We start from the raw sequence: 24,674 nt of genomic DNA, 5'->3' as shown, positions 1-24,674 counted from the left end.
AGGAGAAACCATGCCCGAAACTGATGAAATCAAAACACACATGAATGAACAGGCGAACCTGCTCGTTAAAGAGCTGGAAGAAAACCCCGGCGCGGCCATGGAAGTTGATCCAGAGCTGGCCGACCACATGGGGGCTTTTGAGGAAACCGCAATCTCGGCTGAAGAAGCGGAAGACGCGTCTTTCGATCCCTTTGACCCTGAAGACGCAGAAATGGAGGCATAAACATATGGCTAAAGGAAAATCAGACTACTACCAACGTTTCGCTGATAAGATCATCGAAAAGCTGGAGAATGGAACCGCACCGTGGCAGCGGCCATGGAAGGCGGGAGAATATCAGCCCGCCTTCAACCCGGTAACAGGGAATGTCTACCGGGGATTCAATCAGGTCATGCTCAGTTCCGACGGCCTCAATGATCCCAGATTCATGACCTACAAGCAGGCGGAATCACAGGGCTGGCAGGTCCGCAGAGGAGCCAAATCCCAGACGCTTGTTTATTGGCAATATGACGCAATAAATGAGGTTAAAGATGAAAACGGTAAACCTGTGCTCGATGAGGACGGAAACGTAAAAACAGAACGGGTTGAGAACGCCAAGCCGGTCAAACGATTCTTCAATGTCTTCCACGCCAGCCAGATTGACGGCATTCCTGAATGGGATGGCCGGGAGATCTCATGGAATCCGGACGACCGCGCGGAAGCCATTTTGGAGAACTCCGGAGCAAACATCACCCATGATCAACGTGACCGGGCATATTACACCCCGGCAAAAGATGAGATTCACATGCCGCCGCAGGCTGCTTTTGACAGCTCGGACAAATACTACAGCACCGCCCTGCACGAGCTGGGACACTGGACCGGCCATGAATCCCGGCTGGACCGTGAGTTCGGCCCTTTCGGCTCGGAAATCTACGCCAAGGAAGAACTCCGCGCAGAAATCGCAAGCTGGATGACCAGCGCGGAAATCGGCCTCAGTCATGATCCGAATCAGCATGCCAGCTATGTAAAAAGCTGGGTCAAAGTACTGAAGGAAGATCCTTTTGAGATCGTCCGCGCCTGCCAAGGAGCAGAAAAGATCAAGGATTACACCCTCGGCTTTGAAAAAGAACGCAGCATGGAAACAACCAAGGAGCAAGGCATGTCGGTTTCCGGTCCGGGTAAGGAAAAACTGGAGCAGCGCGAAGCAAAATACGGGGTTCCGGAGAACGGCAAGACTTGGCTCAAAGTTCCTTTCTCTGAAAAGAACGAAGCAAAGAATCTCGGTGCCAAGTGGGACAAGGATCAAAAAATGTGGTTCGCTCCTGAAGGAACCGACCTGCAAAAATTCAATGCATGGCTGCCGGAAAACAAAGCCGTAGCACAGCAGAAAGAAGAAGTGCAGGAACCGAAGCCAGCCACTGAAAAGACCTATCTCAATGTTCCGTACTCGGAGAAAGGGCAGGCCAAAAAGCTCGGCGCACGCTGGGACAAGTCCGAAAAACTCTGGTTCGCTGCCAGCGGGACAGACCTCAAACCTCTTGAGAGATGGTTGCCCAAAGAAAAAGTTCATGCTCCGCAGACAAATGCCGTGCAGGAGTTCGCCAAAGCCCTGCAGGAAGCCGAACTTGATCTTCAAGGCCAGCAGCCGATCATGGACGGAACGCTCCAGCGCGTGCCGGTCATCGATGGCAAGCCCAATTCAAGAGACGGTGCATACAAAGGATTCCTTGATGCCCATCCAGCAGGATTCATTCAGAATCACAAGACCGGCCTGAAAATGAATTGGAAAGCTGATGGCCTTGAGCTCACCGAAGAACAAAAGGCCCAGCTCAAAGCACAGGCAGCCCAAAAAAAGATCGAGCGTGAAAAAGCTCTCGCCGAGCAGCGTGAGAAGGCCTCCAAACGTTCCTTTGCCAAGTTTACCAACGCCAAATGGGCCACCGGGCAGCAGGAATACCTCGTAAAAAAAGGTGTTCCGGCATACGGGGTCAAGGTCAACGAGCGCGGAGATCTGCTTGTACCCGGTCACGATGTGCGCGGACATATCCACACCCTGCAAACCATCACCCCGGAAGGCAAGCTCTTCGAAAAAGGCGGCCTGAAGGCGGGGATGTTCCATGCCATTGATCCTGAAAGCAAGTTCAACGGGAGTAATAAAATCCTCATCGCTGAAGGATACGCCACAGCTGCAAGTGTGCACATGGCAACCAAAGAGCCGACAGTTGTGGCTTTTGATGCTTCAAATCTTAAGCCGGTCGCCAAAGCCCTGAAAGAAACCTATCCGCAATGCCAGATTGCCATCGTAGGCGACAATGATCATCACCTTAAAAACAATATAGGTGTCGAAAAAGCCGAGAAAGCAGCTTGGGCTGTTGGCGGGACAGCAATTGTTCCCAAATTCACAGCGGAAGAAAGAGAGCAAGGCCTGAGCGACTTCAACGACCTGCATCAGTCCAGTGGACTTGAGGAAGTGAAAAGTCAGCTTGCCGGGCTTTTTAAGAGGCAGCAAAGAACGGCTCAGAAACAGGAACAAGCCAAGGCAATGGCAATGTAAATTAACAAGCGGGCCTGAGGGGGGCCGCTTAAATAAAAGGGACAAACAAATGGATCATACAAAAATACTCGCAAATAGGGCTGATAATATTTCTGGAAAAACTCCTCATGAAGGATGTGCAAATTGCGAAGAGGAATTGTTCTTTGCCATGCAGGACAATGAGCACAAATTTTCACTCGGCTTGCGGACGGTACTACATTGCCTTAAGTTTGCAGAGTCAAACGGGAATATTCCTCCGCTGCCATCAAAATGGTGGATCAGTGTTAACAACAGGCATGGCTTAAAATTCCCTGCTCTGGACGAACAAGATGAGTGAACATGGATATATTCAAATTGTACACCGATGAACGTGGATATGAACGCATTTCGATTAATAAATTCGAAAGCATGACAAGAAAGGCCTACCCTTTCTACCAACCCAATGACAAAGGTGAAATAGTGCAATACGCAGTATGTCCAGATTGCAATAACCCTGTCCAAATTATCGGCCTATACAAAAGACTGAAGAACACAGACTATCCTTATGGGAAGCATTGCACACGCTCAATTTCTGACGTTGCAGACTACGATGCTCAGGCATTTGAATATTGTAGTCTAGCAAATCCCAACCGCTCTTTGACCAAAGACATGAAAAGAAAATCCAAGGGCGAAAAGGGAAAACAAATAATATCAATCATTCGCAATTGTTTTGATCAGATAGCATTCATACTTTCCAAGTCCACAGGAATATATATAACCGGAAAGCTGGCAGGCAGAATGCTTAAAGAGTACAAATCATCTGAAGGCTATCTTTATTTCGGGGCCAACGCCATGAACGTTCCATGGATCTTCGCATACATGGCCAACAACCACTCTCTATATGGACAAAGAATAGTAGACCAAAATCTACGCGAGACAATCAAAAAGCACTGTCCAAACATCATATTCGAAGGAGAATGGGTAAAAACTAAAAAATATTCTGAAATCGAATTCTGGTTTACCAAACACCGCCAGACCATGACTTCGGAAAATGGCCTTACTGAGAGTATGGAATTGAAACTCACATACAATGGCAAAACTTTTTTCAGTAAAAAAATTGACTTTGACCATGACTACTTTCAGAATCTAATGAATTACCCTGACGACAAACGCCCAAGGCAACAAGAATTAACAGACAAGGCTCAGGAATACTTCCCTGCCGCCGACTAACCCATAACAGGAGAAACGTATGGCAAAATACACCCGTGAAGAAGAATTCAAAATCATTCAGGAAATCAGAAGACTGGATGCTGAAGGAAAACATGATGAAGCTTACGAGCTGCGCTACAAGCTTCCTATGGCTCCTCATTTAGCTCAGGCATTAAAGGATGTTATTGGATTAGAAGAACTTAAAAAATCAAAAGTAGACCTTTCGGAGGCTGTAGAAAAGTATGGCGAAGACTGGCTTATTAATTAAACTCTCCATAAAACTGAGTGATGATTGGAAATCGTACCAACAAAAGGAAAATACCCCTGAGGCTCTCGCTTTCCAGAATGGCCTTAAAGACACATTAGACATGTTCAAGGAGCTGGCCGAAGCCAAAGATCCTAAAGCCATCTTGGAAGCTGAACAGATTGCCCTGATTCAAGAAAAAGAATTCGCCAACTCGGCTGAAATGGTCAACAGCATCAAGCCGGGCTTAACTCAGCTCCAAGAAGCCAGACAATCGCTGGAGCTTGTCCATGACAGTGAAACATATCAAAAAGTGACTGCTGCATTTTCCGGCAAAAGAAAGCAAGGCGGCCTGCCGATGGACGGCTTCAGGGAATTCATCAAAAGCCATCAGGCCAGACTGACCAACCGCCTCAAGTCTGACGGCTCCCACGAAGAAAAAAACATCCTCCGACAGCGCAAAACCAATCTCAAAATTGCAAACGAAACTTACATCAAACTACAGAAAAAAGCCCTCGGCATTGGGAATGCTAAGGGCAAGGGTATTGCTAGGTAGCAGGAAACTCTGAGGGGGGATTCCTGCTCCATTTGTTACATGTTAAATTTCATGAAATAGAAGTAGTGCTAACATAAAAGCACTCAATAACTTTCTTCCCCAGCTCATAACTTTCAATAGCTTCCTCTAACGTCGCATTAATGGGACATTCTGCATCGTGAACAAAAGCATGTCTCCAAATAATTAAGTTTGAATATGAACTGGTTATGCTTTTCCCTGTATTCCTCAAATACAAATCATCTTCAGTCTCCAGCAAATCACTGAATGCATCTCTATACGCATCACCAAAATTCTTTAAATAATCATTTTTAAGACTTTTTATCGCGATTCTAGCATTGATTTTTGAAAAACTCTTTTGCACATAATTAAAAAAAACTTGGTCTCGTGACCTAGCAAAAGAAAGAAGTATTTTCTTTACTGCACACTCATAGACGCTTGCCGCTAGCACCGAAACCACACCGGCATATTTAGACTTTAGCATAGGCTCAGAAGATCTCTGTAGATTACTAATATCTGCGATTAAATCATCTGCATGCGTAAACCTAGCTGAATAAGGCATAACTACCAATTATCTCAAAAAATATTTATTAACCAATGCGTAGCGTTGTGCAACAGTATTAGTATCTGTTGTTCCTTTTGTTGTCAGTGGAGCAAAAGATGGATCTGTTTTCATTTCCTTGAAGGATTTTTTTATTTCACCATCATAATCATCATAATTCAAAAGACACCACGTCATTACAGACTCAAGCACAGATCCATTCAATGGCCCTCTAACATGAAAAGGTTTTTCTCCTAAATGTTCCACTATTTCTGCTGTCACATCATAAAAACATTTTTCAAAACGAGAGACTATTTCACTTCCAGCATTACGATGCCGCTTCATTGCTTTATTTAAAAACTCTTTCATGGGCTTTTCATAATTTTCCCTGTTTTCGTAAAAGGCAAACAAACGCAACAGAAGCTCAACATCTTTCTGGTGTGCATCAGGAGTTTCTCGGCCTAAAATTTTCCTCCAATCCTCATCCTTATTCATTTCAACAAGTTTATTCGCAAGGGCACCCTCAAAAACGCAGTTACGAATTTCTTGAGAACTCAGCGGAGTACCACCAGTGTTCAATCTTTCAAAAATATGATAAGCACTCGACCCCTCATCATCTGGGTCTAACTGTTTAATGTTAATCGCACGCAGAACTGTAGAATACTGTAATTTGCGTTGTTCGTCGTCAGGAAGATCTTCAAAAGACATATTATTGTATGGATGTCCTTCAGAGAGCTTAAGACGAAAAACTCTTTTCCTTGATTTGGAATCCTCTTGTCCAAAATAGCCATTGAGAAAATAAACAATAGACATAATCCGTTGCTGCCCATCAATGACAAGATTTTCATTTTTGCGATTAATATACAAAAAAATAGGAGGAACAGGTAAGCCGCTTAAAAACGAATCAATAAGCAGTGAAGCTTGAGAAATTTTCCATACAAATTTTCTTTGAAATTTGGGTATCACCAATGCCTCGCGGTCCCACATTTCATTTATACCGGAGAGTGTTAAGTCAGAAGGATATGATGCAATATCATACTGCACGTGTTCACTTTCTTCCGAACCTTCAACATCTTCAAAATTTAATTCATTTTCCATAATACAGACTCCATTATTATTCCCTATATCCATAGGTGAATATAAAGAAAGAAGTCAATATAGGAATGAATTCTATTTCATAATATTTCTAGTAATATTCCTACGCCCAATCTCATTCCCAGAAACCTTAACATTCCGCCCAAACATCATCCGCGCAAATCCCTGCGCCACATGAGCAGCCGCAGGATCATTCACACTGAAGAATATCTTATCTCCATTGTCCTTGACCATGGAACCATTCTTCAATGTGTAAAGCACGTTCCCTGACGAATCAACACGCCATGTCATTTGATCCAGATTACGCTTTCTGGGATCGTCCGTGCGTTTGGCTTCTTCGGCCTGCAACTGAAGCATTTTGGAAATGGATAACAACCTGCGCTTATCCTTCCACGCCAAACTTGGATCAGATCTAAAATTGCTCTGCTTGAGCTTCAGCTCAGAAACTTTTGATGCCGGCACATCAAAAACAGGAGAAGGATTGCTTTGGATCGGCTCTTTCTTCGAGCGCAGGACCTGAAGAGCTTTTTCATCACCGCTCTCAGCCTTCCATTTCAAAAAGTCGTTCCAGCGGTTGAACGGCGTTTCCTGACGCAGTTCCGCTCGCTTTCCGGACATTTCTTTTTTGAGTGCTTCAATGGCCTCAGTCTTTCTGCCGGCAGCGAGAACAATTAGCCGGCTACGATCTTTGATTCTGAGCTTTTTGTCATTCCTGAGAGCCTTAATCTTACCGTCCCAATAGGAGCTGGCCTGCTGCCAGCGGCCATCCTGCTCTTCGCGCAGATCCTCGTATGCTTTTTTCCTCCCGGCAACGGCAGCCCGGTATTCAGCGTAAAGCTCTCCCCGATGTTTATGCAGAGGCCGGGCAACATACCGATCCTTCTCATTCACCACTATGCCCTTGGTATACTGGTAGCGGCCAAGCTGCGCCTCAAGCTTGGACTTGGTAAAATCACGATCAAGCCGACTGGCTTTGATGGCCGTCTTGGAATGACGGTCCTTGATGCTGCAACCATTCCCGCGCAGACGGACTTCGATACCGATCTCAGCCAAGGACATATGAAATTCGTGCCAGTCCTGCGCCTTTTCCAAGGCCTCCAAAATAAAGTCCTTGCGCTCCTTCACGTATGAATCAAAAGACTGCTGGCCGGAATGAGCTTCATAGGTAGCAGCCCGGTCATTGCTACGCTTCGGCTCCTGATCCTTCTGCCTGCCGTTATCGAACTGCAAGCCGAACTTCTGCTCCAGCTCACGGTGCAGCCGGTCGCGTTTGTAGAAATCCCGGTAAGGCTCGTAACGGGTCAACTTATCTGGATGAATCATGTTGTATGCGATATGCATATGGATGTTGTTAGTATTCTTGTGGACACCACAATGCCGTTGGTGCTCCTCAAAGCCCAAGGCCTTGGAGAACTCCTGCTCGATCTCTTTGAAGTCCTTCTCCGTAAGGACGGATTCATCTTCTGGCCTGAAGGACACGATAAGATGATAGGTCTTTTCCTTGCGTGTGCGCTGATTCAGATCCTGAGTATCGAGGACCTCCTGAATCGCCAACTCATAATCTTCACCCGCCCAACAACCGGCACACCAAGACATCAAGGTCTTTTCACCCTTGTGCTTGGCGTCGGCAATGTAATCGGCCAATCGCCGATAATTGTCATTCTGCGGCTTGCAAGAAATCCTGCGACTAATCATATGGTTCGGACCTTCTGAACTATTTCTTTCTGAAGCTGGTGTATCTCATCAAGCAGTCTTTCCGCATCTTTCCGCTGCGGGGTATCATCCATAATAAACATCTTGAGCAGCCCACCCAGACGGCCCTGATCTGCATTGACTTTCAACATATCCCGCCGGGCCTGCTGGTCAGTTTTGCTTTTGATCTCATGCCCAAGACACACGGCCTTGGCAAAAGCGGACAGCGAAAGACTGCACTGCTGCGCAGTCTTGCTGATCTGGGCGTATTCCTCTGCGGAAACGTAGGTTTTAATGACTTGTTTCTTGCTTGGCATTATTTCTACCGGATTCATTGTTAATGCCTTCCCAGACAAGACTGACGGCATGGGGAATATAAGATTTAGGCAGATCATCCAGTGATTCAATACACATGTCTCCACATAAATTTGCAAGCAGATCGTCACGAGTGGATTGGCCACAATAAGCCCAATAATCAAGCAGCCCGTTGACCGGAGACAATTCCTCTTTGGAGCAGATATCCTTGCCGCGCATTTTAGGAGGAACAACCTGCATGCATATCCTGAGATACGTCCATGCACTGCTCATGGCCAAGGCATCCATTTCATAAAGATCCGGAACACGGATAGCCCCTTCAATCTGCCTTTTGCCCTGCTCCCAACTGATCCCTTCCAAAAAGCACCAGTAACGCGCAACACCTTCAAATGATCGCACGGCCTCCGGAGCTGCCTTCTTATACTGAATGTTCCCCTCCACCGGCGGGACCGTCAGTTTAGCTTCCATTGCGTTGAAAGCTTCAAGAAATTTAATTTTCCACTCCATAGCCTTCTTGCCGGTAAACCCCATGGCGAGAAGGGAGAATCCGTCACGGGTCATGTTGAATGAGGGTTCTTTTCTGATTCCTCCATTTGGCTGAGCTACATCAATTGATGTGGGCGCAAAATTGCGCTCGCAATAATCGTTTGGAATTTCAAGATTACGGATAGCCTTCAGAACATCTTTGTGCTGTTTTTCAAACAACTCAGCCACTAACAAGGAAGAAACCATGGGCTGATTGTTTTCCATCACCAACTCCACAACCGTTGTCACTTCTTTGTTTTTAAAACCTTTTTTACTCATCTCATATACTCCATATAGTTTACAGTTGATACCAGCGCAAAATTCAGCAGTCCTGAATTTCGTTAGCAACATACGTTGAGCCGAAGGCGAATAAGCCAACCTCAGCCCTAAGGCTGTGCAGGACGTAAGGGAGACCACCTTGAAAAGGTGGGCCTACCTTACCTGTCCTGCCTTCGGACTCCGCAGGAGTATAAGCGATTTAGCGGAAAAATTTCAATTTATTTAATTATTACTGTTGGTTCTTGGTGAGTATTGTTTGTTCTTGATAATTCTCGCTGAATACTGTTTGCGTCTTAAAAATTCTTGTTAAATTAGAGTCCAACTCGGTATGGCAATAAGATGCAATTTGAAAGGGGCTGGAGCTGCCCTGAAAGAAAGGATTAAAGCGGTGCTGCTCCTGATTTGAATTTATACTTCAATGGTTCACAAAGAAAGAAAAAAGAGTGAGGTCAGTTATAGTTTTGTAGAATTGATGAACTGCGACAGTTGAACGATACTTATGCTACTTTCCAAACAGCTAAACGACTTGATAGCTTACCCCAAAATACAACACCAACGATCATCATTCCAACCACTAACTGTTTGATGTTAGCCTCATCAAAACCAGACAACCCTATAAAACGTAAACACTCGGGAAGCATAATCATAAAAGTAGCTGAAAGAAAAATACCAGCATAGCTCCCTCGCCCAAGAACCATTATAGCTACGATAAATACTGACTCATCGAGAGAAAAACTTGAGGGATCTATGTATGTCATATAGTGGGCATATAAGACCCCTGCCACCGAAGCAGTCATTGCACTAAATGTAAAAGCTGTAACTTTGATAAGTTGAACATTCTTCCCTAACGATAACATTAAAATCTCATCATCATTAATGCCTTTTAGGTTCAATGCCCAAGACGAGCGTGAGATTACAATCATAATTGTACTAAAAAACAAATAACACAGAAAAATTAATATCGGTTGGGGGATGAATTGTTCAACAGTAGAAAAATTACTTATACCTGAGATGCCGATCGGACCATTAGTTAATGCAGTGCAGTTATTAAACAAAGAGAAAAGAACGATTTGAATGCCAAGAGTCATCAAAATGAAATAGTCTTCATAAGACCTTAAACTAATTCTAGCAATAACGAACGAAATGCAGCCAGTAAGTATGGATGGCAGTAAAATGTTAACAAAAAAAGAATCAGTATAATGTATAGTTATTAAGGCAGAGCTATAGGCACCTATACCAAAAAAACTTGCATGTGCAATTGAGATCAACCCAGTAAATCCAGAAAAAAAATTCAAACTCTGCCCGAGCAATGCATATATAGAAATCATAACAAACAAATGCTCAATATATGCCATCATATTTCTACCTTTTTTAAAGTCACCCCAAAAACACCTTTAGGCTTGGCTATCAAAAAACAAACGAGTAAAAAAAACGTAGCAGTATCAATCCATTTTGTATCAAAATAAAATCCAACCAAATTATGTAATAATGAGACTAAAACAGCCCCACAAAGCACCCCTCCAGCACTATAGCCTCCTCCAACGATCATAGCCACCACGCTATATAATAGCGAGGAGAATCCCATCGTTGGTCTCATACCTGAATCAAAACCGACTAAAATCCCAACAAGACCTGCAAGCCCTGAACCGAAGGCATATGCCGTGACAATAACTTTTTCACGAGGTAAACCGTATATATAACTCAAAATACTATCATCAGCTACAGCACGAAAATATAACCCATAAGGACTATATGACATAAATATCTTCAAAAGAAGCAACACAAAAAAAGCAATACAAACAGATATAACTTGAACCGAAGAAATATATCCTCCAAGAACTTCAATACCAACAACAGTAGTCGTTTCATCTAAATGAGTCGTGCCACTTCCATAAAATATTGCCACACAAGCGACAATTGCAATATACAGACCTAATGAGCACACTAATAAACTTAAATTATTGTCATAACTGAGTAGAGGCTTATAGAAAAAAGAATAAAAAGAAGATCCGATCAGTGCAACAGCTAACAAAGACAGAAGTAAGCTCATAAAAAGCGGTAGGCCTAGCCCTAAATATAATGAGGAAAGAAAATATCCTCCTAAAACAAAAGAGGCACCATGAGCATAGTGCAAAATATTAGACGGACGGTAGACAATCCAGAAAGATATTGCACCAAGATACACAATTGAAAATGTATATAATAAATTAAGATAAAATTGCATTATTGTTAATATATCTAGAAAGATGAAACCATTGAAGACAATTCTCTAAAATCAGAAATTTCATTAACACTAAATTTATCTCTATCTAAACTATCGAGAGCTTTAGCACAGTACTCCTTAACAAGATCCTTAACTCTATCCACAGCGGAATATTTTGAAATGAGGCCTAACATATAGTCAAGGTCTTCCTTGCTAACTTCTTCAGGAGAATTATAAATTGCACACAGACCATTTAGTTCCGAATCGCTTAGTGAGTTTTTTAATATAGCCAAAATAGCCTTTTTCTTTTTACGAATTAAATCTCCATATTTAGGTTTTCCTATCCTTGCGGTGTCACCAACAAAGTCAATAACATCATCCCGCAACTGATAAGCCATACCGATATTGTAACCAAAATCTGAAAAACCACTAATAGTATCGTGATCTTTATCCGACAATATTCCACCCAGAACAAGCGGCATCTGAATAAAAGAAGCAGTAGAGAACTCCACAACCTTCAAGCATTCATCAAGAGTCGGACTATCATAAGACAACACTCTTTTCTCAAGCTCAATATCCAACAACTGGCCTAAACAGATAGCCCTGTACGTTTCTTCAAAAATAGCGTTAGCTTTTTTTAAATTATGTGGTGAGAACTCATATACAAGGTCATTAAATTTCAAACTAGCGGTTGACTTTAATATCTCAGAAAACAAAACAGTCGTTTCTGAACCATAAGCCGAAAAAAAAGACTCAACCCCATTTCTCATAGACGACTTATCCAAAAAATCATCCATTGTAAGGGCTGAAGTCTTAAGTAATTCAATTGTTTTCGCTACCTCAAGATGAAAGTTATCATCTTCATCTTTCACTGCCATCCCATAAAGCAAAGTCAACATATGGACGGTTTCATTCTCAAAATTGAGCAATTTCTCCGCATGTTTTAATATATTATGTGGTATAATCATCGCACAAATGCTTCTTTAAGTCACCTGCATCTGAAAGCATCCCTACAAGTTCATCACCAGAAAAACTTAACTTACGATATTTATGTTTTTTTACTAAAGCCCCCATGCTATCCTTCTTGTCTTTTGATTTATCTGACAACGCATTACTTGGTTTATCTTTTAAAAACATCTGTCCCATTATTTCCACCTTAATTTATAAATTTACCATGAAGGTTTGGTGTTCTTTTACTTAACAAGTCACGTATATCTTTTGCTACATCTACAGCATCACTGTTAAACACTACTTTCTCCTCGCCATTGCGGCTGAGATAGTATTTTTCATCAAGTAATATTCCATCTGATAACTTTAAAGGTTCACTCATCATTTTCTTATTTAAAAAATACACATCCCGGAGTTTCCATTCTTTCTTAAGGTACTCAACAAAAGGAGCAAGTTTGGCAAGCTCATCGTCAAGAACACTGCAATCCCATGAATGAAGAAAAATTCTATCGCAACTATTCTGCTCAACACACTCGTACATTCCTGTATAATTATTAAACACGCAGGCATGACGCAATTCATGGGTAACTATACCCTGTTCATCAACGTTAAAACGGACAGGTCTAGAAGGTCCAAACGAAACATCATCTGCTACACCTTCGATAGGACTGTCAGCCTTTTCGATTGGGAGTATGTCTAGATCCCAAATGCCAAGAACATTTTTGGGTTTCTGGATTACTACAACTCCAAGCATGCTATAATACATATCGGTGCTAATAGCCGCGCCACTATCAATATTTTTCAATGAAACGTTTAAAGGCTCATTTAAAACCATTCCCTGACTACTACCGTTGTAAGTAGTCTCAAATATCTTTTGATGTATGAAATCAAAAGACTTAATTAAATACCTATTATTACTAGACATTAGCTGACTTGAGAAACTTTGAGCAGACTTGCGATGCTTTGTCTTCATTCTAAAATGATAAAAGCTTACGCATAAGGTTGAACACAACGACAATAAATTATGGATAACTGACATCACAAATACCGTCAGGATAACATCAGAATAAAACCCATTCCAGCTATCATGAGATATATTGATTTGAACATAATCCATTAATTTAACTTTATGGAGTATATATGTTACAAAAATAGAGAAAAAAACAGAGAAGACCAATTTAAACATTCTATTCTCTAAAGCTGACGCAATTTTTGCAAAAACACTTACTGTAGAGTGAAACAAAATATTTTGTGGACTCATCTTAAAACCTAGTCAACTTTTTTGATTTCTATAGGCTTATTAACATCACCATTTTCATCAAATTCTATCAGTCCTGAAGACATGTAGCTTTCGCTCATCTTGTCGAAATATTTTTTAACGTCCACGCCTGCTCCATTAGCTGTACCTAAAAAGGAAGATCCAATAAGTATTATACTATCGTATCCAACATCGGCAAGTGGCGTCACATCATGACCGTACCTCTTCTTATAAGAGGAAAGAAAATTAGCAACAAAGGGATTACTAGAGTCAGCTTGACTGGGGAATGGATAGTAAAGACTAAATCCATATTCTTTAACTTTTGCAAGCAAAGCCTTATCTGCAATAGCAACAGTTCCAATCCATTTAGTATTAATATTTAAAATTTTAGCTTGCTTGAATATCCCTGCAGCTTCTTCTGGATACGCGACTAAATAGATTGCTGAAGGACTTTTCTTCGCAACCTTACTGAGTATTAACCTAAAATCATTTTCGCCCTGGTCAAAAGCTTCTGACGCAATAACTGAACCACCATTTTCCCGAAATTTTTGCTCAAAAACGCTCTTCAAACCTTTTCCGTAAGCATTATTGACGTAAAGAATAGCTACATCTTTAAGGCCTAATTTGTCGTGCGCATAATCAGCTACCACCTTCCCTTCTAAGGAGTCAGAATTCCAAATCCTATATATAAAGGTACCCGCATTTGAAATTTCGGGAGCTGTCGCCCCCGTAGCAAGCAAAACAACCTTATTTTTTTCACAGATCGGAGCAACTGCTAAAGTCACAGAGCTAACACTATCATCAATTATAGCAACTACGTTATCACTGGAAATTAATTTTTTAGCTGCCGAGACCCCATACCGAGCCATAGCTTTGCTGTCTTCAAAAATTACACTTATTTTTTTATTTTCTTTTGCCAACTGCCCATTTATCTTATCCAATCCCAATAAAATACCTTTTTTGGTATACTCTCCATAAATTGCAGCATCTCCACTAAGCGGAAGGATAGCTCCAACTTTAATTTCTTCAATATGCGTTTTCTTATTTTGAGCAACAGCAAACAAGGCAGTGGCAACAACAGCAATCAGAACAACACCAATAGTAATTTTTTTCATGCTTCCTCCCTTAACTTTAATATCAATCCTAATATATCTGTTTTAAACATTTTTCAATGTTAAATTCATTAGTTATCAATTCAACTTTGCCAAGTTTAATCCCAATTAACCAGTCTGCTATCTGACAAACCTCACGCAACCGATGCTCTACCAGCAAAAAAGTCACGTTATCAGTACTATTTAGAAGCTTAATCTGCCCCAACAACTGACGAAAATTTTTAACATCAAGTCCAGCTGAGGGTTCGTCAAATAGTACTAGCCGGGGGGAGTGCAGAAAACCCATTGCCAAAGCCAACAACTGCTTCTCTCCACCACTCAAATTGCCTGCTACAAGCTTCGCCTTCTTATTCAAAACATTATTCGTCTCTAAAACTTGATCAATGCTGCGACTCTGCCCCCCCTTAGTCCGTAAACTTGCTAGCTGCAAATTCTCTAAAACAGTTAAGCTTTCGTAAACATTATTCTTCTGAGGTATATACACTACACCTTTTCTAATCAAATCCTCGGGAGTGTTTCCATCAAGCACACCTCCAGAAAATTTTACTACACCTTCATGCCATACACTACCCAAACCAAAGATCGCTTTAAGAATCGTTGATTTTCCAGCTCCATTTGCACCAGCAAGAACCACAATATCCCCAGAAGAAATATCAAACGAAATATTAGTAAGAACTTTTCGATTAGCATATCCAGCCGCAACGTCGATAAGCTCTAAAATAGGCTCCATCACAAATAGGCCTCCTGAACGGCTGATTTTGACATAACTTCCGAATACCCCCCCTCAATTAACACTTTTCCAGAATTGATAAAAACCACTCTATCACTTACTTCTTTCACAAAATTTGTATCATGTTCAATAAACAAAATAAGCCCACTATAACTTAAAAGCAATTCAGCTATTCTTTCCCTAAACTTAGGTTCAACCCCCGCGACAGGTTCGTCAAGTAAAAGCACTTTTGGTTCATTCACAAGAGCTAGTGCTAAAGTTAATAATTTTTGTTGTCCAAACGAAATCTCTCCAGCAAGGCTATCTTTAATACTTGTTATTCCTACATGTTTCATAACAGAATTAACTTTCTCCATAGCGATGCTATCTATTTTGGGAAATATTGATTTTATAAAGGATTCATCATTTTTATTATTAGCCGCAAGGTAAATATTTTTTTCAACACTTAAAGAGTGAAAAACACGCAAATCTTGAAAGGTTCTAGCTACTCCCATATCGATAATTTTTTCAGGGCTAACATAGCTAGTGTTACGACCATCAACTTCAATGCTTCCTTTATCTGGATGAATAAACCCACTTATAATATTTAGCAAAGTCGTTTTTCCACTTCCATTAGCCCCCATAACAGCGACTTTACCATGACTAAAAGAACACGAAAGACCACGCAAAACATCATTACCATCAAATGACTTGCTAATATTCCGAATTACTAACATAAAACCCCACTCACTTTGACAACAAACACAAAGCAGCTAATCAATATCCATCAATTATAATTCTCTTTAAAATAAATCAGCCCCATTAAAACATCCCCCCAACCCCATTAACCCAAACCTCGCCACCAACACCGTCATTGGTGAAAACATCAATCCCGCCGTATCCACATTCTTCAAGCACCTTTCGCAATCCTTGCTCGCTCATATCCAGAAAACGGCGGCCACGATTGTCTGTGCGCAAACCTTTGCCCAGCTTGAATGAACAGAAGAAGACTCCTTCATCTTTTAGATAGGTCCGTAGCTGCTTCAGCATTCCGGGCAATTCTTCCGCCATAAGATGCAGCAGGCTTGCGCAGGCCCATATGCCATCAAATGACTTGGGTGCGAAATCCATTTCATCAAAGAGCATGACCTTTGCCTTAATTGGCAGGATCGTATTTGCTTGCTCTACGATCTCTGGAGATCCGTCGAAAGCGGTTACTTTGTAGCCTTGCTTGATAAAATGGAGAGAATCACGACCGGAGCCACATCCGACATCAAGGATGTGCGCTCCAGCAGGTAGATGCGGGAGAAATTTGTCGTAAAGGTGGGAGACGTCCAACGCCATGGTTTGTTCAGCGTATTGTTCAGCGTTGGCGTTGTAGAATTCTAGGGGGTGTAGGTCCATCGTGGTAACCCCCTGAATTTTGCGGTTAGTTCAGCCTGCTTGCTGACTACTGAGAATGTCTTATGCTCCCAGTTCGGCTTGAGTGGATCGATCTGCAAGGTGGCTTCAAGCTCTGAACAGAATTGCTCATCAGCCACGCTGCGAGTCTGGTTCCAAAAATCAAACAGCCTTGGCTTGGATTCCTCCAAGGTGTCCAGCGTGATGATCTTGTTCGACTTCTTGTTATTTACCGTTGGCAGACTTGGAACGAGGTTCCACAAGTCGTTATTGAAAAAGATCGCATACGGCAGCAGATGATCCATGTCGTATTTCTTGGGTAATGGGCTTCCAGAATAAATACAGAAAACCTTCTCGCCATGCCGCAGGATCTCTTTTATCAGGTTCCGAGCCTCGTTCTGGTTGCGCTCTTCAAAAGCGTCCACGAATAAATACGGAAGGATCTCCGCTAAGTTTCTATTCTGCTTTTTCTGGAGCCGCACACACTCATTGCCCCACTGAACTGCAATCGCATCAGACATCATGCTGCCGAACATCTGCATTTCAAACAGCAGCCCGGTCTTAAACCGCACGCACTTCATGCAGCCAGCAAAATCAGACAGAGACCGCTTTGTTCGTGTGAGTCGTCCTGAGTTAAATCGATCAGATGTCTCAAAAGTATTCTTGGCTCCGGAATGCTCTACAGGACCGTCTTTGATAGTAGTCACCACGCTGCGCATAAGTCGGCGCACGACATCGTAAATAGGACTATCCGGCTTGTAACCGGCAATGAAATCCTGCTGAAACTGCGCCAGCGGATTTACTTTATTAATCTTGGAGTAAATTTCTTGCAGCTCAAGCAGCTCGTCCTCAAAACTCATCTTCGGGCTTGATATCTGCCGGATAGAAGCTTCCACCAGCGGCCAGTAATATACCACCCATTTGAAGGCTATCAGGCCATATGGCACATAGGCATAATCCTGCTCGGCTTCAGTGTCATAATGGATTCGTTCATTCTCCAGCCCGGATGTGATGTCCACGAGAGCCTTTAGGAGAGCAATTTTATAGGTTGCGACCTTTGAGTCATCGTAGAGAATGCCACCTATGGTTTCTATTCCCTGATTTCGGGATGGGGAGAAATGGAAGACTGCCCCATTCTCGGTTTGGTTCACCAAGTAGAAGCCATAAGCGCGCAGCATTATGCGGCTTTGGGCGTCAGTATCTGTGAACTCTATGAAGGATCCTTCCTTTAGAGTGCTGGCGTAGTGGGCGGCTGTTGTTATGCCGTTTTGGAATTTTACTTTTGGGATGGACATGTATCTTTCGTCTGCATAAGAGCTTGTCGTAAGGGCTGAAAAACCACAGAGCAATGACATACCACTCTTCAAAAACAACCTTCGGCTATATTCGTTCATATTGAAATGAACTCCGCACTAGTTTACATTTACATAATCAATGCTGTCCATCAAACAATCCAAATTGCACTTCTTTGCAATTCGTAACCTTAAACTACATTGAGTATGCTTGATATCACACTTTTTATTTCTTAAATATATTTTTAAAAGAGGAAAAAGGTAATCCTTAGCTGAAGCATATTTGATAAGCATAACGTTTTCATCGCTGACAATAGAGGATATCTCTTCTTTAACTATACTATAAGAATCTTCACCAGCCTTATTTATAGTTCTTTGCTTTATAAAATCTATTCTTTCAGTTGTTTTAAATTGGTCGACAATACCAGATGAATCTGATTTCAATTCGTTAACACCAAGACTAATTGTCTTCTCTTCTGGAGTTAAAACTATGGACACAGCATATTCGACAAACAAATCGACCATAAGCTCTTTATTCGCGCTAATCCAATTACCAAAGTCAAATTGGTTCCGTAGATCTTCTAAAGTCTGTTCAGGATCTTCCTCATCAAGTATTTCAAGTATTGCCTGTTCATCTAGCAAAAAATTTTCAATACAATATCGAGGAAGCTGATATAAACCTTCCCACGGCACATCCCAGTTGCCATGCAACAAATTTAAATCTCCGTCCACAACATACAAGCGAGGACGAGGCTTTATACGCTTTTGATCACTTTGACATCGATTTAAAACTGCCGACCTTTGCCCTAATGGATAAACATTCTCAACCTTATATACACCGTCAAAAACTCTTTTAAACAAAGTTAAATACAATTTCTTAAAACCAACAGCAGTATCCTCAACAAATATATCTATTTCATTATCATTTTCAAAAAAAATAGACTTCGTAGCTTTAGCAATTGAATTTCTTTCAAAGATCATCACGACTAACCATCCACTGCAACAAACTTATCAGTATTTTCACCTACAATTTCAGGGGAATGGGTAGCCATTATAAATTGAGCCCCTTGATTTACTTCCACAATTTTCTCAGAAAATCTCTCTTGCCATTTCATATGAAGTGACAATTCAGGTTCATCAATTAAGAACAATCCTTTTCGATACGAAGGCTTACGTACAGTTTTAATAATTGCGTGAGCAAAAATAACTAGAAGTTGTCTTTCTCCTGAGGACAACCCCTCAATAGGAACTTCATCGCCATAGCTATTTACAATACCTAAACGACCAATAGTATTTATTGAGACCAATTTGTTTGAATCTTGGAAGAACTCATTTATAGTTTCAAGAAATAAATTAATTGGTTCAAAGAGCTTATCGACTGTGGACTTATGTTCATCAATAATATCTATAAGAGACAAAAACCGATCAATCTGCGCTTTATTCATTAACAATTCAAGACTAAAAGCAGTTTCTTCGACTCCATGAATCGAATCATAAAGTACCTTAAGTTTTTTAAAAAAATGCTCAACTTCATTGCGAAGACTGGCAGTCTTTGACCCTAATGAGTGAACTGCTTCTGTAATTTCAACCTCACGGTTCAACACTGACGCGATTTCATCTTCGACATTACCACCTTTAAAACGGCTATAAGAAACGTCTGAATATTGAAATGCTGATTTTAAAATATTATCTCTCAACTTAACATTTTTCTTATCTTCATAAACTTTTAAAACTCTGTAACTATCTTGAATTATAAAAATGGCATCAGTTATATTCGCAAAACTATCTGATTCGAATTTAGCTTGTCGTTTACTACTATTGTAATGATACCTCTCCATGGCGGCTGCTTCATAATCAAGATCTAAATCCCGCCCTAAATAAGTTCTATTCAAACTTAAAAAAGTAACATTTGGAATTTTCTTTCTAATTTCAAAAACATCTACTCTATCCTCAGCACTTAACAGATCATCAAAATCATATTCATAGCGATACTTCCTGCTATTTTTACTTGTAATTGTAGGCACTTTAAAATTTACAACATCATCTCCCATACCAATTTCTATCTTCTCTGTAGATTTGAAACAATAAAGCTTCATCTCTTTACTTGTCTCAATACAAAGTTCAATTCGAGAAAATGGGATTCTTAATAGACCGCCAATATCAAGAGATAATAGTGAATGAATAAGCTTCAAAACAGTTGTTTTTCCACTCCCATTAGCACCAATCAAGTAAGTTAGATCTCGATTAAACTTCACATCAAAATCCAAGACTCCATATACTTTTGAAGCACGAAACGACTTAATAAACATTACAAATCTCCTAAATAATGTGCGCCTGTAATTATCAAATCATACTACAAAACGGCCAATTCAATTCCCATAAAAACAATTCCTTGATAGCAGAAAACACCCTTAGGACAAAGTAGTTACCACTGCCTAAGCCCCACCATAGAGCACCTTTTTAGATAGGACACTTGAGCCACGACTTGAGAATTATCGCAGTGTCGACTACGAATGACAACACATGCACAACATATCCTCCTAAAAATTACAGACACCGTCCTTAACAGAACTTTATACTAATTAGTTCCCACCCATATTCCAAAAACATAGCACATAACTCTTCACATCATATGAACAAACTCATCATCAGCATCATGAACTACGACAACCGGATCATCCAAAAGCTCATCGGCCCGGCAAAAATAGCTTCCCGTCAGCTTATCTGACTTCGGATCTCCATCGTGAAACATCCCTTCAAGCAGAGTTTTTTTAAAGCCCTGCTTATAGCTTTCCATGTTCTCATGCTTATCGCTAAGACCTTTCGTCTTTCGCCATCCCCAAATATCAATCATCATTCTACCTGTGACACCTAAATGTTTCTGGAGCATAAAAAGCAGGATACTGTCCACTTCCTTGCATCCCGGCCAAAAACTTTGCCGCAACAACCGGATCAATCTTTTCTGAAAATTCGGGATTCCTGCCGTTCACGAATTCATCAAAGACTTCCTGAAAAGTATCTGCCGTGCACATAACCATACGATCCTCGGCAACTCTGGAGAGCTTGAAGGTTCCATTGGTAAAAACGATTACTGAAAAAACAGGGAGTGATTCATCAATTATAACAGGCAGAGCATCGGAAAGGATTTCTCTAGACCTTTCAGCCTGAACAACCGGCGACCTGAGGACATTGGTCTGGCCTTTCCATTCCTTCTGCCATTTCTCTGGTCGGTAGCAGGTGCAATCGTCTGCCGGACAATAGCAGCCTGAAAAATTCTTAACCTCAACGTGAACGAGGCCGTATTTACAGAGGGCGAGAATATCCAGTTCGCACTTTTCGCCGTTGTGAGCCAAACCGATGTTGCTGTATACAGCAGATTTCCCTACCAGCTCACAGTGTCCGAGAACGACTAGCTCACCCTCTTCTCCATAATGATTGATTCGGTCCTGCCCGGTCAGATTTTTGTAGCAGAGATTATTAAACCTGCGCATCCGCTCGATATATTCCTCAGAGCGCAACAAAGTCGCGGAATTTGGATTTTCATTGAAAACCTCCTCTTTTTCCGCAACCTTCTTCGTAACCTGAGAATCATTTTTCTTGGGCTTTAGAAAACGGTAAGCAACAACTAGAATGACTAGCAGCAATAGAATTGAAAAATCCGGCAACACTCCACCCCTCAAATATTCAAAAACTCAAACCAAGAACTCAATTCTTAAAATCACACAGCTCTTAGCTAAAAAAAATTGACCCACATACCTTTAATAAATGTGGGCCAATCAGAATTGCGCTCTATCCAGTTGCGGCTCGATCGTCGCCGTCTATGGGTTGCATATTTTTTTCAGCGAGTATCTCGCCCTCAATGACGGCTTTCATAGCCTCCAGTTTGGCGAGTTGAGCTGCCTTATCCATGGATTTTTCAACGTCCATCAGTTTTTTGGTAATATTCGGCAATCTTAAGTTAGATACAGTTTCGACACCCCGAAACATATCCCCTACACCGAGCATCAGCCAGTTTGCATCTATATTATATTTGACAATCCAGTTCGCAATTGTCTCCTGCTTCGGTTGACGATCGCTACCAAAATAGCCTGACAATGTAGCTTTTGAGATTCCCCCGGCTTTCGCAAAGTCTTGATCCTCTATGCGAAGACGATGGATAACCTCTTGTAATCGCTCTTTAAAACCTTCCACAGACATTTATTTTGAAAACTTCCTTCAAAAACTGTTGACTCAGTTTTCATTTTTACCTTATACATTCATTAAACCAAACACATTAAATCAAAATAACCATCAACTGATTGAGGTTCCGTTAATGATTAACCAAACTAAAGACTCAGCGCAAGCTTTTACTACTGAATCTATCCCCGATCACTTCCTGCGCCGGGCGTGGATGGAGAAAAACGGCCTCACTAACGTTGCTCTTGCAAAACGGTTTGACCTCACTGCCGCCAGAGTTTCGATAATCATGCGCAGCGGCGAATGCCCACAGAAGTACATCGACATTTTACGGGACGAATACGAGATGCCGGAAGAGATTCTCCCGGTTCGTAGCGCAGAAAAGCCCGGTCCCAAACGCAAGATTGATTAAGGCCGGAATTCAGTCAGCCGAAAATTACGTCTATTCACGTTCATGGTCACGTTAAGCGCGGTGTAAATTTCAGGAGAGATTTCATGAAGTTGACAGAAACAGTTCGCAAAATGGTTATTGATTCAGACATCGGAACAAGGGCAGTTGCTGCCAAGGTAAAGAAGAAACACCACGTCCTTCTCAACGAACTGAATTTTGAGAACACCAGCCACAAGCTTGGTGCTGAACTTCTTGTCCCTTTGATGAAAGCCTGCGGCTCCGACTCCCCCATGCATCTGCTGGCAGCAGAAATGGGCGGTCTTTTTATAATGATACCTGACGAGAACTGCCCCAACTCCACACTGGTCAAGGCAGTAAAAGAGTTTGGAGATCTTATATCGGTTTATGGCGAAGCGATAGAGGATGGTGAGTTGGACGATGAGGATAAAAGACTAATCCGCAAGGAAGGCCAAGAAGCCATGACAGCCATTCAGGAACTTCTCTGCGGACTGGATAACAACGGCAAAAGCCATTCTCAGGTTTAATTTTCTGGAGTGATGCCATGACAAAAGACGAACTCAAAGAACACATGCTCAAAACACTCCCCCCTGTTCTCAGCAGGCAGGGAGTTGAAAAGCATACCGGCGGTTTAATCAAGGCTAAAACCATGCGCATGCTCGATTGCCAAGGCGCAGGCCCCCTTGAGGGCCGCTTCAAGCGCGGCCGCAAGGTCTTTTACTCAAGGGAACACTTTGTGAACTGGTTCATCGAAGAATCGGAGCCGCTGGTTTAGAGCAGCATCTGCGCGGCATTACGGCACTGCTCATCATGAGTGTGAGTGTAGCGCATCGTAGTCTGGATAGTGGCATGACCCATCATTTTTTTAACAACAGGAAGCGGAACACCCTTGGCAACAAGACGGGAAGCAAAAGTATGACGGAAACAATGAGCACAAAAACGCAAGCGTCTGTCGGTGACGCCCTTATTCCATCCCAGATGCTTCATCATGGTTTTAAAGTTCTGTCCGATCTCCCTGCGCATCTCTCCAGAAGGTCCGGGAAAGAGCAAGGCTTCCACACTTTTCAGCTTCAGGATTCTGGCTGCCAGCATCGGCCTTATCTTTTCAGTGATGTAAGCAACCCTGCTGATTCCGGACTTGGGTCCGTCATCAGCTCCGGCTTCACCCTTAATAATGATCCTGTTCTCCACCAGATCAATGTCTTGTCTGGTGAGCGCGAAAATTTCCCCCATCCGCATGCCGGTGTAAAGACTGAGCAGGCAGATATCATGGCAGTCGGAGTATCCCCTTTTCACCGCCAGCTTGAAGAAAGCGATTTCCTCGTCAGCGGAACAGTAACGAAGCCTGCGGTTATTGAGCTTTGGGAATTTAACTCCTTTAACCGGGTTGCCGTTCTTGAGCCATCCGCGTTGGATGGAGTAATTGCAAATCTGGCGGGTAAGAGCGAGACATTGCGAGACCGTAGCCTTGGCAAGTCCCTTTCCGGCGACCGTGACCTTGAGTTCTTCCATATGCTCGAAGCAAAGGTCATCAAGCATGATATTTCCAAGGACCGGCTCAAGGTGCAGCCTGAAGCGCGTGCGGTCATGCTTCCAGCTTTTCTTATTGTTTCTGGCGTACTCTTCGATGTAAATTTCACCGGCTTCGGAAAAACTCTTGCGGGCCTGTCTTGCCATGGCTCTGGCGAGTTCTTCGTTCTGCTTGATGGTCCTGAAATCCTCAAGGGATTGCGGGCCGACTCCAACCTTGATGTTGGCGGTGATTTCGGACCTAATTTTATGAGCCTTGGCCGGAGACCATCCCTGCGATGCCCAGCCGAGTCCCTCTTCCTTGAGCTTGCCTTTGACCTTGTAGCGGATCACATAATACTTGTCGGGCTGGACTCCGTGTCTGCGTGTCTTGTGACTGCGGAATCTGACTCCGGTATACTTGGTTGCTTCGAATCTGCCTGTTGCCATATCTGTCCCACTCCTGTCCCACTTTTTTCAAATACACTAATAGACTTTACCGGCGGTAAGGACAGAGTAATATCCAATGAATCCCTTGGATTCAAAGCGTCTAGGGACGTTAAATCACACATGGCTGATTCTTTTTCTACGGGCTTAAAATCCCTCGAGCTTACGCTTGTGCGGGTTCAAGTCCCGCTCTGGGTACCACAAGAAAATCAAGGGTTTACATGCAAATTTTATTTTGTATGTGGACCCTTTTTTTGTGTTGGCGAAA

At 42.2% G+C, this 24,674-nt stretch carries 30 protein-coding genes; 9 read left to right on the top strand and 21 right to left on the bottom strand.

Annotation, left to right across the window (positions count from 1 at the left end; genetic code table 11):
• Nucleotides 1-10 precede the first annotated feature (10 nt).
• Genes FMR86_RS09580 through FMR86_RS09555 form a run of 6 tightly spaced genes read left to right on the top strand, consistent with a single transcriptional unit; the run spans nt 11 to nt 4,498 of the window.
• Nucleotides 11-223 (top strand): hypothetical protein, encoded by a 213-nt coding sequence (locus tag FMR86_RS09580; RefSeq protein WP_163350884.1) that lies wholly within the window; start codon nt 11-13, stop codon nt 221-223.
• 4 nt (nt 224-227) lie between these two features.
• Nucleotides 228-2,531: a zincin-like metallopeptidase domain-containing protein gene (locus tag FMR86_RS09575; RefSeq protein ID WP_163350883.1), complete on the top strand. Its 2,304-nt coding sequence runs from the start codon at nt 228-230 to the stop codon at nt 2,529-2,531.
• Between the two features lie 49 nt (nt 2,532-2,580).
• A complete protein-coding gene (locus FMR86_RS09570; RefSeq protein ID WP_163350882.1) occupies nt 2,581-2,847 on the top strand; it encodes an XRE family transcriptional regulator in 267 nt (88 codons plus the stop codon).
• 2 nt (nt 2,848-2,849) lie between these two features.
• On the top strand, nt 2,850-3,719 hold the full coding sequence (locus FMR86_RS09565) for a hypothetical protein (RefSeq protein WP_163350881.1): 870 nt from the start codon (nt 2,850-2,852) through the stop codon (nt 3,717-3,719).
• A gap of 19 nt (nt 3,720-3,738) precedes the next feature.
• On the top strand, nt 3,739-3,966 hold the full coding sequence (locus tag FMR86_RS09560) for a hypothetical protein (RefSeq protein WP_163350880.1): 228 nt from the start codon (nt 3,739-3,741) through the stop codon (nt 3,964-3,966).
• Nucleotides 3,941-4,498, top strand: coding sequence for a hypothetical protein (locus tag FMR86_RS09555; RefSeq protein WP_163350879.1), 558 nt, complete (start codon nt 3,941-3,943; stop codon nt 4,496-4,498). Before FMR86_RS09560 ends, FMR86_RS09555 begins: the two co-directional genes overlap by 26 nt.
• Nucleotides 4,499-4,547: 49 nt before the next feature.
• On the opposite strand, the gene FMR86_RS09550 is transcribed toward FMR86_RS09555, so the two are convergent.
• The 20 genes from FMR86_RS09550 to FMR86_RS09450 form a co-directional block, all read right to left on the bottom strand.
• On the bottom strand, nt 4,548-5,057 hold the full coding sequence (locus FMR86_RS09550; protein WP_163350878.1) for a HEPN domain-containing protein: 510 nt from the start codon (nt 5,055-5,057) through the stop codon (nt 4,548-4,550).
• A gap of 9 nt (nt 5,058-5,066) precedes the next feature.
• Nucleotides 5,067-6,134, bottom strand: a complete 1,068-nt coding sequence (locus tag FMR86_RS09545; RefSeq protein WP_163350877.1) for a DUF262 domain-containing protein — start codon at nt 6,132-6,134, stop codon at nt 5,067-5,069.
• Nucleotides 6,135-6,206: 72 nt separating this feature from the next.
• Nucleotides 6,207-7,826 carry a TraI/MobA(P) family conjugative relaxase gene (gene traI / locus FMR86_RS20560; protein WP_239057199.1) on the bottom strand — a complete coding sequence of 540 codons (1,620 nt, stop codon included), beginning with the start codon at nt 7,824-7,826 and terminating at the stop codon, nt 6,207-6,209.
• Nucleotides 7,823-8,140, bottom strand: a complete 318-nt coding sequence (locus FMR86_RS09530; protein ID WP_203544834.1) for a conjugal transfer protein TraJ — start codon at nt 8,138-8,140, stop codon at nt 7,823-7,825. Before FMR86_RS09530 ends, traI begins: the two co-directional genes overlap by 4 nt.
• Entirely contained in the window at nt 8,115-8,942 is an 828-nt protein-coding gene (locus FMR86_RS09525) for a Rha family transcriptional regulator (protein WP_163350875.1), read from the bottom strand. Before FMR86_RS09525 ends, FMR86_RS09530 begins: the two co-directional genes overlap by 26 nt.
• Nucleotides 8,943-9,439: 497 nt before the next feature.
• A complete protein-coding gene (locus FMR86_RS09520; protein WP_163350874.1) occupies nt 9,440-10,300 on the bottom strand; it encodes a branched-chain amino acid ABC transporter permease in 861 nt (286 codons plus the stop codon).
• Nucleotides 10,297-11,166: a branched-chain amino acid ABC transporter permease gene (locus FMR86_RS09515; protein WP_163350873.1), complete on the bottom strand. Its 870-nt coding sequence runs from the start codon at nt 11,164-11,166 to the stop codon at nt 10,297-10,299. Before FMR86_RS09515 ends, FMR86_RS09520 begins: the two co-directional genes overlap by 4 nt.
• A gap of 14 nt (nt 11,167-11,180) precedes the next feature.
• Nucleotides 11,181-12,113: a polyprenyl synthetase family protein gene (locus tag FMR86_RS09510; RefSeq protein WP_163350872.1), complete on the bottom strand. Its 933-nt coding sequence runs from the start codon at nt 12,111-12,113 to the stop codon at nt 11,181-11,183.
• Nucleotides 12,097-12,291 (bottom strand): hypothetical protein, encoded by a 195-nt coding sequence (locus tag FMR86_RS09505; protein ID WP_163350871.1) that lies wholly within the window; start codon nt 12,289-12,291, stop codon nt 12,097-12,099. The genes FMR86_RS09510 and FMR86_RS09505 overlap by 17 nt, the downstream gene beginning before the upstream one ends.
• 10 nt (nt 12,292-12,301) lie before the next feature.
• Complete coding sequence (locus FMR86_RS09500; RefSeq protein WP_163350870.1) at nt 12,302-13,354, bottom strand: hypothetical protein; 1,053 nt, start codon at nt 13,352-13,354, stop codon at nt 12,302-12,304.
• An 8-nt stretch (nt 13,355-13,362) separates the two neighbouring features.
• Complete coding sequence (locus FMR86_RS09495) at nt 13,363-14,466, bottom strand: ABC transporter substrate-binding protein (RefSeq protein ID WP_163350869.1); 1,104 nt, start codon at nt 14,464-14,466, stop codon at nt 13,363-13,365.
• Between the two features lie 28 nt (nt 14,467-14,494).
• Nucleotides 14,495-15,193, bottom strand: a complete 699-nt coding sequence (locus tag FMR86_RS09490) for an ATP-binding cassette domain-containing protein (protein WP_239057209.1) — start codon at nt 15,191-15,193, stop codon at nt 14,495-14,497.
• Nucleotides 15,193-15,909, bottom strand: a complete 717-nt coding sequence (locus tag FMR86_RS09485; protein WP_163350867.1) for an ABC transporter ATP-binding protein — start codon at nt 15,907-15,909, stop codon at nt 15,193-15,195. The genes FMR86_RS09490 and FMR86_RS09485 overlap by 1 nt, the downstream gene beginning before the upstream one ends.
• An 85-nt stretch (nt 15,910-15,994) precedes the next feature.
• The gene (locus tag FMR86_RS09480) at nt 15,995-16,576 is read right to left on the bottom strand and encodes a bifunctional 2-polyprenyl-6-hydroxyphenol methylase/3-demethylubiquinol 3-O-methyltransferase UbiG (RefSeq protein ID WP_163350866.1); all 582 of its coding nucleotides are present in this window, start codon (nt 16,574-16,576) and stop codon (nt 15,995-15,997) included.
• Entirely contained in the window at nt 16,558-17,967 is a 1,410-nt protein-coding gene (locus FMR86_RS09475; RefSeq protein WP_163350865.1) for an HNH endonuclease domain-containing protein, read from the bottom strand. The genes FMR86_RS09480 and FMR86_RS09475 overlap by 19 nt, the downstream gene beginning before the upstream one ends.
• A gap of 18 nt (nt 17,968-17,985) precedes the next feature.
• Nucleotides 17,986-18,846 carry a DUF4435 domain-containing protein gene (locus FMR86_RS09470; RefSeq protein ID WP_239057208.1) on the bottom strand — a complete coding sequence of 287 codons (861 nt, stop codon included), beginning with the start codon at nt 18,844-18,846 and terminating at the stop codon, nt 17,986-17,988.
• A 5-nt stretch (nt 18,847-18,851) separates the two neighbouring features.
• Entirely contained in the window at nt 18,852-20,174 is a 1,323-nt protein-coding gene (locus FMR86_RS09465) for an AAA family ATPase (protein WP_163350863.1), read from the bottom strand.
• A 314-nt stretch (nt 20,175-20,488) separates the two neighbouring features.
• Nucleotides 20,489-20,722 (bottom strand): hypothetical protein, encoded by a 234-nt coding sequence (locus FMR86_RS09460; RefSeq protein ID WP_163350862.1) that lies wholly within the window; start codon nt 20,720-20,722, stop codon nt 20,489-20,491.
• A 1-nt stretch (nt 20,723) separates the two neighbouring features.
• Nucleotides 20,724-21,530, bottom strand: a complete 807-nt coding sequence (locus FMR86_RS09455; protein WP_163350861.1) for a nuclease-related domain-containing protein — start codon at nt 21,528-21,530, stop codon at nt 20,724-20,726.
• Between the two features lie 124 nt (nt 21,531-21,654).
• Nucleotides 21,655-22,062: a helix-turn-helix transcriptional regulator gene (locus FMR86_RS09450; protein WP_163350860.1), complete on the bottom strand. Its 408-nt coding sequence runs from the start codon at nt 22,060-22,062 to the stop codon at nt 21,655-21,657.
• 115 nt (nt 22,063-22,177) lie between these two features.
• On the opposite strand from FMR86_RS09450, the gene FMR86_RS09445 reads away from it, so the two are divergent.
• The 3 genes from FMR86_RS09445 (at nt 22,178) to FMR86_RS09435 (ending at nt 23,225) form a co-directional block, all read left to right on the top strand.
• Nucleotides 22,178-22,453: an XRE family transcriptional regulator gene (locus FMR86_RS09445; RefSeq protein WP_163350859.1), complete on the top strand. Its 276-nt coding sequence runs from the start codon at nt 22,178-22,180 to the stop codon at nt 22,451-22,453.
• An 83-nt stretch (nt 22,454-22,536) separates the two neighbouring features.
• Nucleotides 22,537-22,977, top strand: a complete 441-nt coding sequence (locus tag FMR86_RS09440; protein ID WP_163350858.1) for a phage regulatory CII family protein — start codon at nt 22,537-22,539, stop codon at nt 22,975-22,977.
• 17 nt (nt 22,978-22,994) lie between these two features.
• Nucleotides 22,995-23,225 carry a hypothetical protein gene (locus FMR86_RS09435; protein WP_163350857.1) on the top strand — a complete coding sequence of 77 codons (231 nt, stop codon included), beginning with the start codon at nt 22,995-22,997 and terminating at the stop codon, nt 23,223-23,225.
• On the opposite strand, the gene FMR86_RS09430 is transcribed toward FMR86_RS09435, so the two are convergent.
• Nucleotides 23,222-24,409 (bottom strand): site-specific integrase, encoded by a 1,188-nt coding sequence (locus tag FMR86_RS09430; protein WP_163350856.1) that lies wholly within the window; start codon nt 24,407-24,409, stop codon nt 23,222-23,224. The genes FMR86_RS09435 and FMR86_RS09430 overlap by 4 nt on opposite strands.
• Between the last annotated feature and the right edge of the window lie 265 nt (nt 24,410-24,674).

Origin of the sequence: Desulfovibrio sp. JC010, assembly GCF_010470675.1 — a bacterium.
Lineage (GTDB): Bacteria > Desulfobacterota > Desulfovibrionia > Desulfovibrionales > Desulfovibrionaceae > Maridesulfovibrio.
The sequence above is the reverse complement of the archived record's forward strand: the minus strand, read 5'-3'. Positions and strand labels throughout refer to the sequence as shown.

What these genes read in the sequence shown, in the direction of transcription:
- FMR86_RS09580 (WP_163350884.1), top strand. Translation starts at nt 11, where the DNA reads ATGCCCGAAACTGATGAAATCAAAACACACATGAATGAACAGGCGAAC.
- FMR86_RS09575 (WP_163350883.1), top strand. Translation starts at nt 228, where the DNA reads ATGGCTAAAGGAAAATCAGACTACTACCAACGTTTCGCTGATAAGATC.
- FMR86_RS09570 (WP_163350882.1), top strand. Translation starts at nt 2,581, where the DNA reads ATGGATCATACAAAAATACTCGCAAATAGGGCTGATAATATTTCTGGA.
- FMR86_RS09565 (WP_163350881.1), top strand. Translation starts at nt 2,850, where the DNA reads ATGGATATATTCAAATTGTACACCGATGAACGTGGATATGAACGCATT.
- FMR86_RS09560 (WP_163350880.1), top strand. Translation starts at nt 3,739, where the DNA reads ATGGCAAAATACACCCGTGAAGAAGAATTCAAAATCATTCAGGAAATC.
- FMR86_RS09555 (WP_163350879.1), top strand. Translation starts at nt 3,941, where the DNA reads ATGGCGAAGACTGGCTTATTAATTAAACTCTCCATAAAACTGAGTGAT.
- FMR86_RS09550 (WP_163350878.1), bottom strand. Translation starts at nt 5,057, where the DNA reads ATGCCTTATTCAGCTAGGTTTACGCATGCAGATGATTTAATCGCAGAT.
- FMR86_RS09545 (WP_163350877.1), bottom strand. Translation starts at nt 6,134, where the DNA reads ATGGAAAATGAATTAAATTTTGAAGATGTTGAAGGTTCGGAAGAAAGT.
- traI (WP_239057199.1), bottom strand. Translation starts at nt 7,826, where the DNA reads ATGATTAGTCGCAGGATTTCTTGCAAGCCGCAGAATGACAATTATCGG.
- FMR86_RS09530 (WP_203544834.1), bottom strand. Translation starts at nt 8,140, where the DNA reads ATGCCAAGCAAGAAACAAGTCATTAAAACCTACGTTTCCGCAGAGGAA.
- FMR86_RS09525 (WP_163350875.1), bottom strand. Translation starts at nt 8,942, where the DNA reads ATGAGTAAAAAAGGTTTTAAAAACAAAGAAGTGACAACGGTTGTGGAG.
- FMR86_RS09520 (WP_163350874.1), bottom strand. Translation starts at nt 10,300, where the DNA reads ATGATGGCATATATTGAGCATTTGTTTGTTATGATTTCTATATATGCA.
- FMR86_RS09515 (WP_163350873.1), bottom strand. Translation starts at nt 11,166, where the DNA reads ATGCAATTTTATCTTAATTTATTATATACATTTTCAATTGTGTATCTT.
- FMR86_RS09510 (WP_163350872.1), bottom strand. Translation starts at nt 12,113, where the DNA reads ATGATTATACCACATAATATATTAAAACATGCGGAGAAATTGCTCAAT.
- FMR86_RS09505 (WP_163350871.1), bottom strand. Translation starts at nt 12,291, where the DNA reads ATGGGACAGATGTTTTTAAAAGATAAACCAAGTAATGCGTTGTCAGAT.
- FMR86_RS09500 (WP_163350870.1), bottom strand. Translation starts at nt 13,354, where the DNA reads ATGAGTCCACAAAATATTTTGTTTCACTCTACAGTAAGTGTTTTTGCA.
- FMR86_RS09495 (WP_163350869.1), bottom strand. Translation starts at nt 14,466, where the DNA reads ATGAAAAAAATTACTATTGGTGTTGTTCTGATTGCTGTTGTTGCCACT.
- FMR86_RS09490 (WP_239057209.1), bottom strand. Translation starts at nt 15,193, where the DNA reads ATGGAGCCTATTTTAGAGCTTATCGACGTTGCGGCTGGATATGCTAAT.
- FMR86_RS09485 (WP_163350867.1), bottom strand. Translation starts at nt 15,909, where the DNA reads ATGTTAGTAATTCGGAATATTAGCAAGTCATTTGATGGTAATGATGTT.
- FMR86_RS09480 (WP_163350866.1), bottom strand. Translation starts at nt 16,576, where the DNA reads ATGGACCTACACCCCCTAGAATTCTACAACGCCAACGCTGAACAATAC.
- FMR86_RS09475 (WP_163350865.1), bottom strand. Translation starts at nt 17,967, where the DNA reads ATGAACGAATATAGCCGAAGGTTGTTTTTGAAGAGTGGTATGTCATTG.
- FMR86_RS09470 (WP_239057208.1), bottom strand. Translation starts at nt 18,846, where the DNA reads ATGATCTTTGAAAGAAATTCAATTGCTAAAGCTACGAAGTCTATTTTT.
- FMR86_RS09465 (WP_163350863.1), bottom strand. Translation starts at nt 20,174, where the DNA reads ATGTTTATTAAGTCGTTTCGTGCTTCAAAAGTATATGGAGTCTTGGAT.
- FMR86_RS09460 (WP_163350862.1), bottom strand. Translation starts at nt 20,722, where the DNA reads ATGATGATTGATATTTGGGGATGGCGAAAGACGAAAGGTCTTAGCGAT.
- FMR86_RS09450 (WP_163350860.1), bottom strand. Translation starts at nt 22,062, where the DNA reads ATGTCTGTGGAAGGTTTTAAAGAGCGATTACAAGAGGTTATCCATCGT.
- FMR86_RS09445 (WP_163350859.1), top strand. Translation starts at nt 22,178, where the DNA reads ATGATTAACCAAACTAAAGACTCAGCGCAAGCTTTTACTACTGAATCT.
- FMR86_RS09440 (WP_163350858.1), top strand. Translation starts at nt 22,537, where the DNA reads ATGAAGTTGACAGAAACAGTTCGCAAAATGGTTATTGATTCAGACATC.
- FMR86_RS09435 (WP_163350857.1), top strand. Translation starts at nt 22,995, where the DNA reads ATGACAAAAGACGAACTCAAAGAACACATGCTCAAAACACTCCCCCCT.
- FMR86_RS09430 (WP_163350856.1), bottom strand. Translation starts at nt 24,409, where the DNA reads ATGGCAACAGGCAGATTCGAAGCAACCAAGTATACCGGAGTCAGATTC.